Annotated in this window: 14 protein-coding genes; 6 read left to right on the top strand and 8 right to left on the bottom strand. The window is 65.1% G+C overall.

The genetic code is table 11. The features are described 5' to 3' along the window. Window positions 1-7: 7 nt before the first annotated feature. The 5 genes from RhoFasB10_RS00890 (at window position 8) to thiD (ending at window position 5,634) form a co-directional block, all read left to right on the top strand. Window positions 8-640: a hydantoin racemase gene (locus RhoFasB10_RS00890; protein WP_167674710.1), complete on the top strand. Its 633-nt coding sequence runs from the start codon at window positions 8-10 to the stop codon at window positions 638-640. Beyond that, window positions 637-1,992: an FAD-binding protein gene (locus tag RhoFasB10_RS00885; RefSeq protein WP_167674708.1), complete on the top strand. Its 1,356-nt coding sequence runs from the start codon at window positions 637-639 to the stop codon at window positions 1,990-1,992. The genes RhoFasB10_RS00890 and RhoFasB10_RS00885 overlap by 4 nt, the downstream gene beginning before the upstream one ends. 29 nt (window positions 1,993-2,021) lie before the next feature. Then, window positions 2,022-3,485 (top strand): dihydroorotase family protein, encoded by a 1,464-nt coding sequence (locus RhoFasB10_RS00880; protein WP_068431688.1) that lies wholly within the window; start codon window positions 2,022-2,024, stop codon window positions 3,483-3,485. Continuing rightward, window positions 3,482-4,672, top strand: coding sequence for a CoA transferase (locus tag RhoFasB10_RS00875; protein WP_068431685.1), 1,191 nt, complete (start codon window positions 3,482-3,484; stop codon window positions 4,670-4,672). The genes RhoFasB10_RS00880 and RhoFasB10_RS00875 overlap by 4 nt, the downstream gene beginning before the upstream one ends. Before the next feature lie 170 nt (window positions 4,673-4,842). Further along, complete coding sequence (gene thiD, locus RhoFasB10_RS00870; protein ID WP_068431682.1) at window positions 4,843-5,634, top strand: bifunctional hydroxymethylpyrimidine kinase/phosphomethylpyrimidine kinase; 792 nt, start codon at window positions 4,843-4,845, stop codon at window positions 5,632-5,634. A gap of 12 nt (window positions 5,635-5,646) precedes the next feature. On the opposite strand, the gene RhoFasB10_RS00865 is transcribed toward thiD, so the two are convergent. From RhoFasB10_RS00865 to RhoFasB10_RS00835, 7 genes are all read right to left on the bottom strand, one after another. Continuing rightward, window positions 5,647-6,096 carry a hypothetical protein gene (locus RhoFasB10_RS00865; RefSeq protein ID WP_068431679.1) on the bottom strand — a complete coding sequence of 150 codons (450 nt, stop codon included), beginning with the start codon at window positions 6,094-6,096 and terminating at the stop codon, window positions 5,647-5,649. Between the two features lies 1 nt (window position 6,097). Then, the gene (locus tag RhoFasB10_RS00860; protein WP_302050745.1) at window positions 6,098-6,397 is read right to left on the bottom strand and encodes a WhiB family transcriptional regulator; all 300 of its coding nucleotides are present in this window, start codon (window positions 6,395-6,397) and stop codon (window positions 6,098-6,100) included. A 61-nt stretch (window positions 6,398-6,458) separates the two neighbouring features. Next, window positions 6,459-7,271: a CoA ester lyase gene (locus tag RhoFasB10_RS00855; RefSeq protein ID WP_068431676.1), complete on the bottom strand. Its 813-nt coding sequence runs from the start codon at window positions 7,269-7,271 to the stop codon at window positions 6,459-6,461. After that, complete coding sequence (locus RhoFasB10_RS00850; RefSeq protein WP_346764328.1) at window positions 7,268-7,753, bottom strand: MaoC family dehydratase; 486 nt, start codon at window positions 7,751-7,753, stop codon at window positions 7,268-7,270. Before RhoFasB10_RS00850 ends, RhoFasB10_RS00855 begins: the two co-directional genes overlap by 4 nt. Next, the gene (locus tag RhoFasB10_RS00845) at window positions 7,750-8,916 is read right to left on the bottom strand and encodes an acyl-CoA dehydrogenase family protein (RefSeq protein ID WP_068431673.1); all 1,167 of its coding nucleotides are present in this window, start codon (window positions 8,914-8,916) and stop codon (window positions 7,750-7,752) included. Before RhoFasB10_RS00845 ends, RhoFasB10_RS00850 begins: the two co-directional genes overlap by 4 nt. 2 nt (window positions 8,917-8,918) lie before the next feature. Continuing rightward, entirely contained in the window at window positions 8,919-10,910 is a 1,992-nt protein-coding gene (locus RhoFasB10_RS00840; protein WP_167674706.1) for an acetyl/propionyl/methylcrotonyl-CoA carboxylase subunit alpha, read from the bottom strand. 8 nt (window positions 10,911-10,918) lie between these two features. Next, entirely contained in the window at window positions 10,919-12,496 is a 1,578-nt protein-coding gene (locus RhoFasB10_RS00835) for a carboxyl transferase domain-containing protein (RefSeq protein ID WP_167674704.1), read from the bottom strand. A gap of 112 nt (window positions 12,497-12,608) precedes the next feature. Here RhoFasB10_RS00835 and RhoFasB10_RS00830 point away from each other — a divergent pair, with 112 nt between their 5' ends. Further along, window positions 12,609-13,223: a TetR/AcrR family transcriptional regulator gene (locus RhoFasB10_RS00830; RefSeq protein WP_068431666.1), complete on the top strand. Its 615-nt coding sequence runs from the start codon at window positions 12,609-12,611 to the stop codon at window positions 13,221-13,223. Here RhoFasB10_RS00830 and glsA read toward each other — a convergent pair whose 3' ends face one another. Next, window positions 13,224-14,429 carry a glutaminase A gene (gene glsA / locus RhoFasB10_RS00825; protein WP_167674702.1) on the bottom strand — a complete coding sequence of 402 codons (1,206 nt, stop codon included), beginning with the start codon at window positions 14,427-14,429 and terminating at the stop codon, window positions 13,224-13,226. Between the last annotated feature and the right edge of the window lie 3 nt (window positions 14,430-14,432).

The following is a 14,432-nucleotide window of genomic DNA, read 5'->3' as shown; positions in this document are numbered from 1 at the left end:
TCTGTACATGCACCTTCTGGCTTTCACGCCGATCGACGTCGACGCAGCCGAACTGCGTCGCCGTCAGGAACGGTACGACCACTTGGCGCCGACGTCGGTCACCGTCGAGCTGCGCAACATCGGTTCGGTTGCACCGTTGGCGCTGAACACCGAAGCCGACATCAGGGCGTCGGAAGACGTTCTGACAGAGGCGTTCCGCGCAATCGATCCGACGGGATTCGACGGGTTCCTTCCCGACTGCGTTCTCGATCCGTGTGCCGAGCAAGCGGAGGACTTCGCTGTGCCGCTCTACGGCTTGTCGCGTCTGACCGCCTCGTTCTACGCGTCTCAGGGACAGCGCCTCGGTGCGCTGGCCCGAAACGCGGCGATCGCCGCCGAGCTCGACCGGCGACTGGCGTTCTACCGCCTGGACGCGGATCCGACCCAGGTACTCGGCTTGGACGTCCACGACATCGCGGATACGGCCGCGTGGGGTGACGCGGTCATCGAGCACGCACGTGGGCTGACCTGCTCGGTGGCGATCAACGCGTGTTCGGCCGTCGAACTCGTCGACCCTCCGCGGCAGCCGCTCGTCGTGGACCCGACGGCGACCGCATTGCGTCTTCTGGGGCTGAGCTCGGAACTCGAGTCGGTCGCATGAGCGAGAACGGACCCGACCTCGTCGTGGCCGGTGCCGGCGGCGGTCTGGTCGCCGCTCTGCGCGCGGCCGAGCGTGGCTTGGATGTTGTCGTCGTCGAAGCGAGCGAACACTTCAAGCGCGGCAACAACACTGCGATGTCGACGGCGATGATCCCGGGTGCAGGCTCGCGTTGGCAACGCGATGCGGGAATCGGCGACACGCCGCAGAATTTCGTCGACGACGTGATGCGGAAGACGAAGGGCACCGCCGACGAGCGACTGACTGCAGCACTGGCCGACGTCAGCGCCCCCTTGGTCGAGTGGCTCGCCGACCATCTACGCATTCCGCTCGAGCTGGTCACCGACTTTGCCTACCCAGGACATTCGAGCTTCCGATGCCACACGGTGGAGGGGAGGCACGGCAGCATTCTGCTCGACTACCTCGTCCGTGCAGCGAACGCCGAGCCGCGCATCGACATACTCGTGCCTGCGCGGCTCACGGACATTTCCATCGACGTCGACGGCGCGGTGAACGGAGCCACCGTGACCCTTCCCGACGGCACGACGGAATCGATTCCCACGCGAGCAGTTCTGTTGGCCACCAACGGATACGGCGCGAACACCGACATGGTGTCCGAGCACATTCCGGAAATCTCGGCGGCTCGGTACCACGGCAGTGAGTACTCGGCCGGTGATGCGCTGACCATCGGTGCACGCCTCGGCGCGAAATCGAAATACCTCGACGCCTACCAGGGACACGCGGCGTTGTCGAAGAAGGCGACGACGCTCGTCGGGTGGGCAACCGTGATGCACGGCGGTATCGTTCTCGATCTCGACGGGCGCCGCTTCGGCGACGAAACCACGGGCTACTCCGAGTATGCGGCTCGTCTCGCAGCGCAACGTGAATCCGAGGGCTGGATCGTCATCGACCGCCCCATCTACGACAAGTGTCTGGCGTTCACCGACTTTCGTCAGACCGTGGAGTCCGGCGCGGCGACGTGGGCCGACAGCTCGGCCGAACTCGCCGACGCAACAGGCTTGCCGCGCGATGCCGTCGAACAGGAACTGGCGGCGGTGCGGGGGTACGCGCGAGGAGAAGAGCGGGATCCGTTCGGGCGCACATCGTTCGAGCACGTCCTGGGTGCGCCGTACGCAGCCATCAAGATCGTGCCTGCGCTGTTCCATACGCAAGGTGGGCTCGTGGTCGACGAACACGCACGAGTGCTGCGTGCCGACGACCGGCCGATCGACGGTTTGTTCGCGTCCGGTGGCGCGGCGATCGGCATCTCAGGCCACGGAGCAGCAGGGTACCTGGCGGGCAACGGACTGCTCCCGGCGCTCGGACTTGCCTATCTCGCGGCTAGTTTCATCTGATTTTTCTCCCATTTCGAAAGGATCTCTCGATGTCCACGTTGATCACCAATGCACGCGTCGTACGCCCGGGCGCGGATGCTCCCGAGGACGGCGAATTCCTCGATCTGCTGATCGAAGACGGCAAGTTCACCCGAATCGAAGCGAACATTCCGGCCGACGCAGCCGACACCGTCATCGATGCGGCGGGGAAGGTGGCATTCCCCGGTGTCGTGGACGCGCACCAGCATTGGGGCATCTACAACTCCCTCGGTGACGATGCCGAAACCGAGTCACGCGCCTGCGTGCAGGGTGGCGTCACGACGTCGCTGTCCTACATGCGCACCGGTCAGTACTACATGAACACGGGTGGTTCCTACGCCGATGTGTTCCCGACGGTACTCGAGGCAACCGAGGGCAGGCCCTACGTCGACTACGCGTACCACCTTGCGCCCATGTCCAAGGAACACATCACCGAAATCCCCTCGCTCATCACCGATCACGGTGTGACGTCGTTCAAGATCTTCATGTTCTACGGCAGCCACGGGCTGCACGGGCGTTCGAGCGACCAGAGCGAATTCCTCATGACGCCGGAAGGGGAGCGCTACGACCTGGCGCACTTCGAGTTCGTCATGCGTGGCATCCAGGCCGCCCGGGAACAGCTGGGCGACAAAGCAGATCACATCTCGCTGTCCCTGCACTGCGAGACGGCCGAGATCATGAGTGCATACACGAAGATCGTCGAAGAAGAAGGCACCCTGCAGGGTCTGGCTGCCTACAGTGCGTCACGTCCGCCGCACTCGGAGGGACTCGCGGTCACGATCGCGTCTTTCCTCGCCGACGAGACCCAGCTTCCCAACATCAATCTGCTGCACCTGTCGTCGCGCAAGGCTTTGACTGCCGCGATGAGGATGGCAAAGGCGTTTCCGCACGTGAACTTCCGTCGTGAGGTCACGATCGGACACCTTCTGGCCGACATCGACACCGCGTACGGACTCGGTGGGAAGGTCAACCCGCCGCTGCGCCCACGCGAGGACGTCGAGGCGTTGTGGGAGCACCTCATCGCAGGCGACATCGACTGGGTCGTCAGTGACCACGCGTGCTGCAAGGACGAGAAGAAGTTCGCCGAGGATCGTGGAGACATCTTCGCCGCGAAGTCAGGATTCGGCGGCGCCGAATACCTGCTGCCCGGCCTGGTCAGCGAGGGCCGCAAACGAGGCTTGAGCTGGCGACGCATCGCGGAGTTGACGTCGCTCAACCCTGCGTCGCGCTACGGACTTCCTGGCAAGGGCGACATCGCGATCGGTATGGATGCGGACATCGCGCTCGTCGACCCCGACCACACCTGGACCGTGCGTCCCGAAGACTCGGAATCGACGCAGGAGTACACGCCGTTCGAGGGCTTCGAACTGGGAGCCAAGGTCACCGACACATTCGTCCGCGGACAGCGCGTCCTCGCCGACGGTGCCGTGTCCGGTGCGCCCGCCGGCCGCTACCTGCACCGTCCGTACAAGTGACCGGGCCGCTCGAGGGCATCAAGGTCCTCGACATCTCGACGATCCTCGCCGGTCCGCTCGTCGCTCAGATCCTCGGTGACTTCGGTGCCGACGTCATCAAGATCGAACATCCGACCCGGCCCGACGGTATGCGTGGGCACGGGTTGGACAAGGACGGGCATCCGCTCTGGTGGACGATGATCAGCCGCAACAAGCGGACGATGACGTTGAACCTCGGAAGCGAGCAAGGCGCCGAGATCTTCGAATCGCTCGCAGCCGAGGCGGACGTCGTCGTCGAGAACTTTCGGCCGGGAACGCTCGAGCGTTGGGGACTCGGCTACGACGTGCTCTCCGAGAAGAATCCCGGTCTGATCCTGTTGCGCGTCACAGGTTTCGGGCAAACCGGCCCGTACTCGACGCGGCCGGCCTTCGGAACCCTCGTCGAATCGATGAGCGGATTCGCGCATCTGACCGGGGCCGCGGACGGCCCACCGACGTTGCCTGCCTTCGGTCTGGCGGACTCGCTGGCGGGCATCGCCGGTTCGTCGGCGGTCTCGATGGCACTCCTGCATCGGACGAACAACGGCGGTAAGGGGCAGGTCATCGATCTGGATCTGCTGAGCCCCATCATGGCTGCAGTGGGACCGGGCATCATCTATGCGGACCAATTGGGAATCGACCAGGAGCGAACGGGCAACCGTTCGAGCAACAATGCACCGAGGAACTTGTACAAGACGTCCGACGGCCATTGGTTGGCGATATCCACGAGCGCCAACTCGATTGCCGAGCGTGTGCTGACGTTGGTGGGTCATGCCGAGGTGATCGACGAACCGTGGTTCGCGACGGGCCGTCAGCGTGCGGCTCACGCCGATCTGCTCGACGAGTACGTGGGCGGATGGATCGGAGAGCGCACGCGCGAGGAAGTGGTGGCGGAGTTCGAGAAGGCGGGCGCAGCGGTCGCCCCCGTCTACAAGCCGAGCGAATTGCTCGACGATCCACAGGTCAACGCGATCGGGATGGTGACCACCGTCGAGGACCGCGAACTCGGCCCGGTCCGAATGCAGAACGTGATGTGGCGGATGGGCGGTTCGCCCGGAAGTATCCGGCACACCGGGCGCGCCCACGGGGAGGACACCGACGCGGTGCTCGCCGAATTGGGTTGTGACGCCGACTCGATCGAGAAGTTGCACAAGTCCGGCGTCGTGTGATGCGGCTTCGCCCCACGTGCGCGGGAATGTGTAGCGGGCTATACATTCCCGCGCACGAGGCGGAGCCCCTTCGTCCGTGAACATCTGCTGTTGCCATACTGAACCTTCGGGGTCCCGCGGCTCGAGCGGGGGGTCGCAGGGAACGAAAGCGCAGTAGAGGAGCGGAACGAATGTCGACACTGTCGTATGTCATCGCCGGCTCGGAGGCGACCGGAGGAGCAGGTCTGCAGGCAGACCTCAAGACCTTCGAGCGCCTCGGGGTCTACGGTGTCGGAACCGTCACCTGCATCGTGTCGTTCGACCCGAAAGCAGGCTGGGGCCACCGGTTCGTTCCGATCGACGGCTCGGTCATCGCCGACCAGATCGAGGCCGCGACGTCGGCTCATGACCTCGACGTCGTGAAGATCGGCATGCTCGGCACACCCGAGACCGTGGCGACCGTCGCGAATTCGTTGAAGAAGCAGAGCTGGCGTCACGTCGTCGTCGACCCTGTCCTGATCTGCAAGGGTCAGGAACCGGGCGCCGCACTCGACACCGACAACGCACTGCGGGCCGAGATCCTGCCGCTTGCGACCGTGGTCACCCCGAACCTGTTCGAGGCGCAGACTCTCTCCGGCATGGACACGATCGAATCCGTCGACGACCTGGCCGAGGCGGCCCGCCGCATCGCCGATCTCGGCCCGCAGTACGTCGTCGTCAAGGGTGGTGCGGGACTGCCCGTCGACGAAGCCGTCGACGTGCTGTTCGACGGTCAGGACGTGACGGTGTTGCGCGCACCGAAAATCGGCAACGAACGAGTGTCCGGTGCAGGATGCATCTTCGCCGCGGCCATCACCGCCGAATTGTCGAAGGGCACACCTGTCGGCGACGCCGTGCAGACCGCCAAGGATTTCGCCCACGCCGGCATCGTCGGCCGTATCACGACGAATGCGCCGTTCGCCGCCGTCGGCTGGCAGGGCTGACCGCGGGCAGATCTATCGACGACCGCGTAGAGCTCGGTCGAGTGCGTGTAGGTGATCGATCATCGTCCCCGGGTCGTCGAGGGCGAGAAGGTCGCCGCCGTAGGCATCCAGTGCGCGACGAGCCCGCTCGTGCACCGCACGCCCGGGTCGTGTCGGCTCGACGACGAATTCGTCGCTGCGGTGCCCGCCGAGACTGCGCGTCACGTGGCCTACGTCGACCAGACCGGCCACGATGCTGCGGACACTGGTGCGGTGCCGGTCCAGCGTGTGGGCGAGGGCCCGGTACGTCATCGGACCCTCGGTGCAGACGAGGTCGAGAACTTCGTATCCGGCCCAGCTGACGCGATGGCGTGCCAGGACTTCGTCGAGCCGCGTCCGCATGGTGTTCGCGACGCGGATGAGCGTCGCCGCGAGGTCGAGCGCGACGGTGCCTCGTGGGGGAGCTAGTTCGTGGCCGTACACGTCAACTCCTGACGCTGTGGATCGGCCGGCGTGTGAGGCGCGGCAACCGGGTTCGTCGTCGTTCCGAGGGCGTCAGCCCACCCCAGATGCCGTGCTGTTCACCGTTCAGCATCGCATGCCGCAGGCATTCCCTCGTGACGGGGCAACGACCACAGACACGCTTGGCATCCTCGATCGACGCCCCGCTGTACTCGTCACCCGACGGGAAGAACATCTCGCCGGCAGAACTCCGGCACGCGGCACTCTCGGACCACGACGTGAGGTCGTCGAAACCCGGGTACAGCGGTTGAACACTGGTCACGAGTCTCAGCTTAGATGGTCGGGCATCCTAGTAGTGGAAGTCCTAGTAGTTGTGAAGAACTTCACGCGCCGGGGACGCGTGCGACGATGCGCCGTGCTTGCTGAATCACCGGCGCATCCACCATGAGGCCTTCGAACGTGAACACCCCGCGGTTGTCCTGAACCGCTGCGAGGAGTCGTGTCGCCCACTCGATGTCCTCGTCGGTCGGTGCGTAGGCTTCCCGGATCACCGGAACCTGGCTCGGATGGATTGCCACCTTGCCGTCGAAACCGACCGCCACCGCATCGTCGGATTCCTCCCGAAGGCCGTCGAGGTTAGGAATGTCGAGAAAGACCGAATCCAGTGCGAAAAGCCCCCGTGCCTTGGCCGCGAGCAATGTCTGCGACCGGACATGCCGTGCGACGTCGCGGTAACCGCCGCCGGCGAATCTGCTCGAATTGCCACCCAGCGCGGCGACCAGATCTTCCGCGCCCCACATCGCGCCGACGGCGTTCTGCGCTGTCAACGAATAGGCTACCGAGATCGCGCCGAGCGGGGACTCGACGAGAACAATGACCTCACGAGGTGCCAACGACGAGACCTGCTCCACCGCTTCGCACTTCGGCAGCATGACGACGCGATACTCGGTCTTGTCCAGTGCTTCGAGGTCGGCTGTCCAGTCTGCGGTTCCATGCGCATTGATCCGTACGACGGTGCGTTTTGGATCGAGGGGCGTGGACGTGAGTGCTTCCCGGGCAGCGTCTTTGTCCGCGGGCGCGACGGCGTCCTCGAGATCGAGAATCACGACGTCCGCCCGATCCGCAGCCTTGGAGTAGCGTTCGGGCCGGTCCGCGGGGCAGAACAACCATGCAGGTCCCGGCGGTGTCCACGTCACGACGCGTCCTCCTCTGGTCGCATACGTACCAACGTCTTTCGGACGGCAACCGCGACGACGTCGCCGTGCTGGTTCCGTCCGGTGTGCGTGAAGGTCACGATGCCCTCGCCCGGGCGTGACTTGGATTCTCGTTTGTCCGAGATCGATGTTTCCGCGTACAGGGTGTCGCCGTGGAACAGCGGCTTCGGGAACGACACTTCGGAGAAGCCGAGATTCGCCACGATGGTGCCCTGCGTCAGTTGTGCCACCGACAGTCCGACGAGTGTGGACACGGTGAACATCGAATTGACAAGTCGCTCACCGAAACTGGTCGTCTCGGCGTACGCTGCGTCGAGGTGGAGCGCCTGCGTGTTCATCGTCTGGGTGGTGAACAGCGTGTTGTCGGCTTCGGTGATCGTGCGCCCGGGGCGATGTTCGTAGACGGCCCCGAGTTCCATCTCCTCGAACCACAACCCGCGCTGGAGAATGCGCTTCTCGCTCACAGCCCGAGTCCCCGGGCGATGAGCATCAACTGCACTTCGGTGGTGCCCTCACCGATCTCGAGGATCTTGCTGTCGCGGTAGTGCCGCGCAACGGTGTACTCGTTCATGAATCCGTAGCCGCCGTGAATCTGCGTGGCGTCGCGAGCGTTGTCCATCGCGGCCTCGGACGCGACGAGCTTCGCGATCGATGCGGCCTTCTTGAACGGCTTGCCCGCCAACATCAATGCGGCCGCGTCGTAGTACGCCGTCCGCGCGGTGTGGGCACGCGCCTCCATGCGCGCGATCTTGAACGAGATCGCCTGATTGTTCGCGATCGGCTGCCCGAACGCCTCGCGCTCCTTCGCGTACTTGACGCTCTCGTCGACGCATCCCTGTGCCGCGCCGACCGACACCGCCGCGATCGCGATGCGACCCTCGTCGAGGATGTGCAGGAAGTTCGCGTACCCACGCCCTTCCTCACCGAGCAGGTTCTCCTGTGGGACTCGAACGTCGGTGAAGCTCAACGGGTGCGTGTCCGACGCGTTCCATCCGACCTTGTCGTACGCGGGTTCCGCGACGAAACCCGGAGTGTTCGTCGGGACCAGGATCGACGAGATCTGCTTGCGGCCGGTTGCCTCGTCGACCCCGGTGACTGCCGTGACGGTGACCAACTCGGTGATGTCGGTACCGGAGTTGGTGATGAACTGCTTGCTGCCGTTGATGATCCAGTCGCCGCCGTCACGCTTGGCCGTGGTCTTGGTGCCGCCGGCGTCGCTACCTGCACCTGGTTCCGTGAGTCCGAACGCGGCGAGCGCCGTACCGCTGGTGAGTTTCGGCAGCCATTCCTGCTTCTGGGCGTCGTTTCCGAATCGGAACACCGGCATCGCACCGAGCGACACACCGGCTTCGAGCGTCATCGCGACGCTCTGGTCCACCTTGCCGAGTTCTTCGAGGGCGAGGCAGAGAGCGAAGTAGTCGCCGCCCATACCGCCGTATTCTTCGGGGAACGGCAGTCCGAACAGTCCCATCTCGGCCATCCCCGCAACGACCTCGTACGGAAAGGAGTGCTCTGCATCGTGTTTCGCCGCGACCGGTGCGACGACGGTACGCGCGAAGTCGTTCACCGACTTCGCCAGTTGCTGATACTCGTCGGGCAAATTGGCCGATGACAGGTAGTCGGTCATGATCAACCTTCGTTCTTCTCGGTGGGGACGATACGAGCCAGGAGCTGATCGACTCGAACCTGATCGCCGACGGCGACCTCGAGTTCGACGGTGCCGTCGATCGGGGTGGTCAACGTGTGTTCCATCTTCATCGCTTCGACGACGACGACGGCACTGCCCGCGGTCACCGTATCGCCCGACGCGGCTGCGACGGCGATGACGGAACCGGGCATGGGGCTGAGGATCTCGGCGTCGCCGGAATGCGCGTCGGTTTCGCGCACGCTCGGCTCGTCGACGGGACGCAATGCCCATGTTCCACGTGAATCGGAGATCCACGTCTCGGCGCCGTCGTGGCCGAACCGCATGGTGTCGCGCCGTCCGTCGAGCACGACGGTGACGGTGTTCTGCGACGCCTCGGCGGTCAACGCCATCGGCGGCTGGTCGTCGAGCATCACCTTGGCCGACGTCGGCGTTCCGGTGATGGCGACGTGGACCGAACGGTCACCGGTCTTCAGTCGCACCGTGTACGGCGCGTGCGCGCCGACGCGCCAGCCGCTGGGCGTCGACCACGGATCGTCGCCGCGGCTGTCCCACGTCGCCAACCAGGACACCGACGCGGCCGCCACGAGCACTTCGTCCGGTGCCGCCGATGCGGTGAAGTCCGGGGCGCGGCGATCGAGCAGCCCGGTGTCGAGCGCGCCGGCTCGAACGTCGTTGTCGGCGAGCAGGAATCGAGCGAACTCGATGTTGGTGACGACTCCGAGGACTGCGGTGTCGGCCAAGGCACGGTCCAACGTCCGCAGTGCTGCAGCGCGGTCGGGGCCGTACCCGATGACCTTGGACAGCATCGGGTCGTAGTTGCTGCCGACCTCGGTGCCGACCTGCAACCCGGAGTCGACGCGGATGCCGTCGCCGACGGGTTCACGCAGTCCGACGACGGTGCCGCCGGTGGGCAGGAACCCACGGCCCGGATCTTCGGCGTAGACGCGCGCTTCGATGGCGTGTCCGGTGAGCGTGACGTCGTCCTGTGCGAGTGTCAGGTGCTCGCCCGCCGCGATACGCACCTGCCATTCGACGAGGTCCTCACCGGTGACCATTTCGGTGACCGGGTGCTCGACCTGCAGACGGGTGTTCATTTCCATGAAGAAGAACTCGTCTGGGCTGTCGGCGGAAACGATGAACTCGACGGTGCCTGCACCCGCATAGTCGACGCTACGGGCCGTGTTGCAGGCTGCTTCACCGATGCGGGCGCGGGTCTCGACGTCGAGAAGCGGCGACGGCGCTTCCTCGATCACCTTCTGGTGACGGCGCTGCAGGCTGCATTCGCGCTCGCCGAGGTGGATGACGTTGCCGTGTGTGTCGGCCAGGATTTGGACTTCGATGTGCCTGGGCCGCAACACGAAACGCTCGAGGAACAGAGTGTCGTCGCCGAACGACGACGACGCCTCCCGACGCGCACTCGCCAGCGCAGCAGGCAGGTCTTCGGCGCGCTCGACAAGACGCATGCCTTTGCCGCCGCCACCTGCGGAGGGTTTGACGAGCACCGGAAAGCCGACGTCGGCGGCACCCGCGATCAGATCCGCGTCGGTCAGGCCCGGCCGCGAGATGCCGGGCACGACGGGGACACCGAACTCGGTGACCGCGGCCTTGGCGGTGATCTTGTCGCCCATCACCTCGATCGCGCGGGCGGACGGGCCGAGGAACGCGATACCGGCGGCCTCGCATGCGGAGGCGAACTCGGCGTTCTCGGACAGGAAGCCGTATCCGGGGTGGATACCCTGTGCACCGGTCATCCGGGCGGCCTCGATGACCTTCGGTATGGAGAGGTAACTCTCTCGCGCGTTCGCCGGTCCGAGCCGGATCGCCGTGTCGGCTTCGGCGACGTGCCGAGCGTCGGCGTCGGCGTCGCTGTAGACGGCGACGGAGCGAATACCCAAGCGCCGCAACGTGCGCGCGACGCGGACTGCGATCTCGCCTCGGTTGGCGATGAGAACGGTGTCGATCTGCGTGGTCATGTGTGTCGTCACATCCTGAAGACGCCGTAGGAAACCGGTTCGAGCGGTGCGTTGGCGCATGCCGACAACGCAAGTCCGAGAACGGTTCTGGTGTCGGCCGGGTCGATGATGCCGTCGTCCCACAGCCGAGCCGTCGAATAGTAGGGGTTGCCCTGGGTTTCGTACTGCTCGCGGATGGGCGCTTTGAACGATTCCTGGTCGTCAGTCGTCCACGGGGTGCCTGCCGCGTCGAGTTGTTCGCCGCGGACGGTCGCGAGAACGGAGGCTGCCTGCTCGCCGCCCATGACGGAGATGCGCGCGTTCGGCCACATGAACAGAAAGCGTGGGGAATACGCGCGGCCGCACATCGAGTAGTTACCTGCACCGTAGGACCCGCCGATGACGACGGTCAGCTTCGGCACCCGTGCGCACGCGACTGCGGTCACCATCTTGGCGCCGTGCTTGGCGATGCCGCCCGCTTCGTAGTCGCGGCCGACCATGAATCCGGAAATGTTCTGCAGAAAGACCAGCGGAATGCTGCGTTTGTCGCACAGTTCGATGAAATGCGCGCCCTTCATGGCTGATTCGGCGAACAGCACGCCGTTGTTGGCGATGATCCCAACGGGGTGGCCGTGAATGTGTGCGAAGCCGGTGACGAGTGTCTTGCCGTATTCGGCCTTGAACTCGTCGAACTCGCCCGCGTCGACGACCCGGGTGATGACCTCGCGCACGTCGTACGGAGTTCTGGAGTCGGTGGGGACCACGTCGTAGAGCTCGGTCTGATCTGCATTGGGTTCGCGAACGTCGATCACGTCCCACGGGCGCGGCGTGCGCGGACCGAGTGTGGAGACGATCTTCCGGACGCGGCGTAGCGCGTCGCGATCGTCGTCGGCGAGGTGGTCGGTCACTCCGGAGATCTTCGAATGCAGATCGCCGCCGCCGAGCTCCTCGGCTGTGACGACCTCACCGGTCGCGGCTTTCACCAGTGGCGGGCCGCCGAGGAAGATGGTGCCCTGGTTCCGGACGATGACCGCCTCGTCGCTCATCGCGGGGACGTACGCACCACCTGCCGTGCACGAACCCATGACCGCGGCGATCTGGGCAATTCCCTTGGCGCTCAGGTTGGCCTGGTTGTAGAAGATGCGGCCGAAGTGGTCGCGGTCGGGAAACACCTCGTCCTGACGGGGAAGGAATGCTCCTCCGGAGTCGACGAGGTAGATGCACGGCAGAGTGTTCTGCAGCGCGATCTCCTGCGCGCGTAGGTGCTTCTTGACGGTCATGGGGTAGTAGGTGCCGCCCTTGACCGTTGCGTCGTTCGCCACGACGACGCACTCGCGTCCGGAGACGCGGCCGATGCCGGCGATCATGCCTGCACCGGGGCATTCGTCGTCGTACAGACCGTTGGCGGCCAGTGGAGCGATTTCGAGGAACGGGCTGCCCGGGTCCAGTAGTTCGTCGACGCGGTCACGGGGGAGCAGCTTGCCGCGTGCGACGTGGCGCTCTCGGGATTTCTCGCTCCCGCCGAGTGCCGCCAAGGCGAGCCGCTCGGAGAGCTGGGCAGTCAGCAGCTCGTGGTCTGCCCTGTTGGCAGCGGTGTCGATAGCCATGGTGGTGCGCGTCCTCGGTCTCGTCTGTCGGAACACGATTTCAGTTAACTGGGAATAACTGATTGCAATAGTAAACTACGATTAACTGAGATGTCCAGAGAGGCGACGACAGATGGCGACACCGACCGACCCCGGGCTCGACGACAAGCCCGCGACGTCCCGTGACCAGAAGAAGGCCGAGCGTCGTGAGCAACTCCTGCAGGCAGCGGCGTCGTTGTTCGCCGAGCGCGGTTTCTCGTCGGTGCGCCTCGAGGATCTCGGAGCAGCCGTCGGTATCAGCGGACCAGCGGTCTATCGGCACTTCTCGGGCAAGGAAGCCGTCCTGGTCGAATTGCTCGTCGGAATTTCGCAGTACCTGCTCGACGGTGGCCGCGCCGTCGTCGACGAGCATGCGCCGAGCGACGCCACGGTGGAGCGCCTGATCGATTTCCATCTGGACTTCGCGTTCGCCTCGCCCGCGCTCATCCGAATTCAGGACCGTGATCTGGAGTCTCTGCCCGAGACGCCGCGCCGGTCGGTCCGACGCAAGCAGCGTGAATACGTCGAATTGTGGGTGTCCGCGCTGTGCGACGCGGACGCGACACTCGGCGAGTCGGACGCAAGGACGAAGGCGCACGCGGTGTTCGGACTGATCAACTCGACGCCCTACAGTGCCGGCAGATCCCCGTCGAAGCAGACTCGACCTCTGTTGCGGGACATGGTGTTCGGCGCTCTTCGACTGGACTGACTACGTGTCGGCCGGTTCGAGCAGATCGTGCGGGTCCGATACGTCGACGTCGTGGCCCTCCGATCGCAGTCGGTCCATCGCCTCGCGCAGCAATCGTCTCGCGGCGTCGTCGACGGCGCGCACGTGCTCGAAGTCGAGCCTGATGCGGTGGTGCGACGGTATGCCGTTTCCGAGACGCGCGAGAACCGACTCGGCGCCGGCGAAGCGCAGGTCTCCTTGCAATTCGAGGACCGTCGCGTCGTCGCTCTCGTCGACGGTCCGCAGCGAGGACATTCCCGACGGCGAGACGTGCATCATGTGCAGTTCGAGATCGCGAGAGAGCCGCTCGAAGACAGCGACGCCGCGCACGCTGTTGCCGTGCTCGTTGAGGCGGGGCGACACCACGGCGATGCCGACCTGGCCGGGGAGCACGCCGATGATCGCACCCGAGACTCCGCTCTTGGCCGGAATCCCGACCGTGGAGATCCAGCTTCCCGTGCCGTCGTACATGCCGCACGTCGTCATGGTGGACAGGACGTGGCTGTTGACCGAGAGGTCGAGAAGTCGTGTACTGGAACCGGGTTCGAGCCCACCGTTCGCCATCACGGAGGCCATGACGGCGAGGTCGCGGCAGGTGACGGAGATGGCGCATTGCGCCGCGTAGCCGTCGACGACCTCATCGGGATCTGCTCCGAGCACACCGACGGCCTTCAGCAGGTGGGTGATTCCGGTGTTGCGGTCGTCGGCATCGAGCTCGGACTCGTACACGGCTGTGTCGATGGACAATTCACGACCCGCGAGTGCACTGTGCAGCGCGCGGATACGTTCGACGCGCTCACGCGCCGAGTCGGCACGCACCATCGCGTGTACTGCGAGTGCACCGGCGTTGATCAGTGCGTTGCGTGGTCTACCGGATCCCGGTTCGAGCGAGATCTCGTTGAACGAGTCGCCGGACGGTTCGACGTCGACGACGTCGGACATCGCATCGAGGCCGTTGTCGGCAATCGCCAGTGCATACGCCAGCGTCTTGGCGATCGATTGAATCGAGAACTCGACGTCGGCGTCACCGGCGGTGTAGACCGTGCCTGCGACGGTGGCGATCGCGACCCCGAACATGTCCGGATCGGCCGCAGCCAGTCGGCGGTTGCCGCTCTCGATCGAACCACCGTCGACCGATCGGCATTCGGCGAGCACGGTGTCCAGATAGTCGGGTATGGGGGATTCCATCTC

The organism is Rhodococcus sp. B10 (genome assembly GCF_011770055.1).
GTDB lineage: Bacteria > Actinomycetota > Actinomycetes > Mycobacteriales > Mycobacteriaceae > Rhodococcoides > Rhodococcoides kyotonensis_B.
The sequence above is the reverse complement of the archived record's forward strand: the minus strand, read 5'-3'. Positions and strand labels throughout refer to the sequence as shown.

Excerpts from the sequence above, each read along its gene's own strand:
- RhoFasB10_RS00885 (WP_167674708.1), top strand. The coding sequence starts at position 637 with ATGAGCGAGAACGGACCCGACCTCGTCGTGGCCGGTGCCGGCGGCGGT.
- RhoFasB10_RS00880 (WP_068431688.1), top strand. The coding sequence starts at position 2,022 with ATGTCCACGTTGATCACCAATGCACGCGTCGTACGCCCGGGCGCGGAT.
- glsA (WP_167674702.1), bottom strand. The coding sequence starts at position 14,429 with ATGGAATCCCCCATACCCGACTATCTGGACACCGTGCTCGCCGAATGC.
- thiD (WP_068431682.1), top strand. The coding sequence starts at position 4,843 with ATGTCGACACTGTCGTATGTCATCGCCGGCTCGGAGGCGACCGGAGGA.
- RhoFasB10_RS00890 (WP_167674710.1), top strand. The coding sequence starts at position 8 with ATGCACCTTCTGGCTTTCACGCCGATCGACGTCGACGCAGCCGAACTG.
- RhoFasB10_RS00835 (WP_167674704.1), bottom strand. The coding sequence starts at position 12,496 with ATGGCTATCGACACCGCTGCCAACAGGGCAGACCACGAGCTGCTGACT.
- RhoFasB10_RS00845 (WP_068431673.1), bottom strand. The coding sequence starts at position 8,916 with ATGACCGACTACCTGTCATCGGCCAATTTGCCCGACGAGTATCAGCAA.
- RhoFasB10_RS00830 (WP_068431666.1), top strand. The coding sequence starts at position 12,609 with ATGGCGACACCGACCGACCCCGGGCTCGACGACAAGCCCGCGACGTCC.
- RhoFasB10_RS00840 (WP_167674706.1), bottom strand. The coding sequence starts at position 10,910 with ATGACCACGCAGATCGACACCGTTCTCATCGCCAACCGAGGCGAGATC.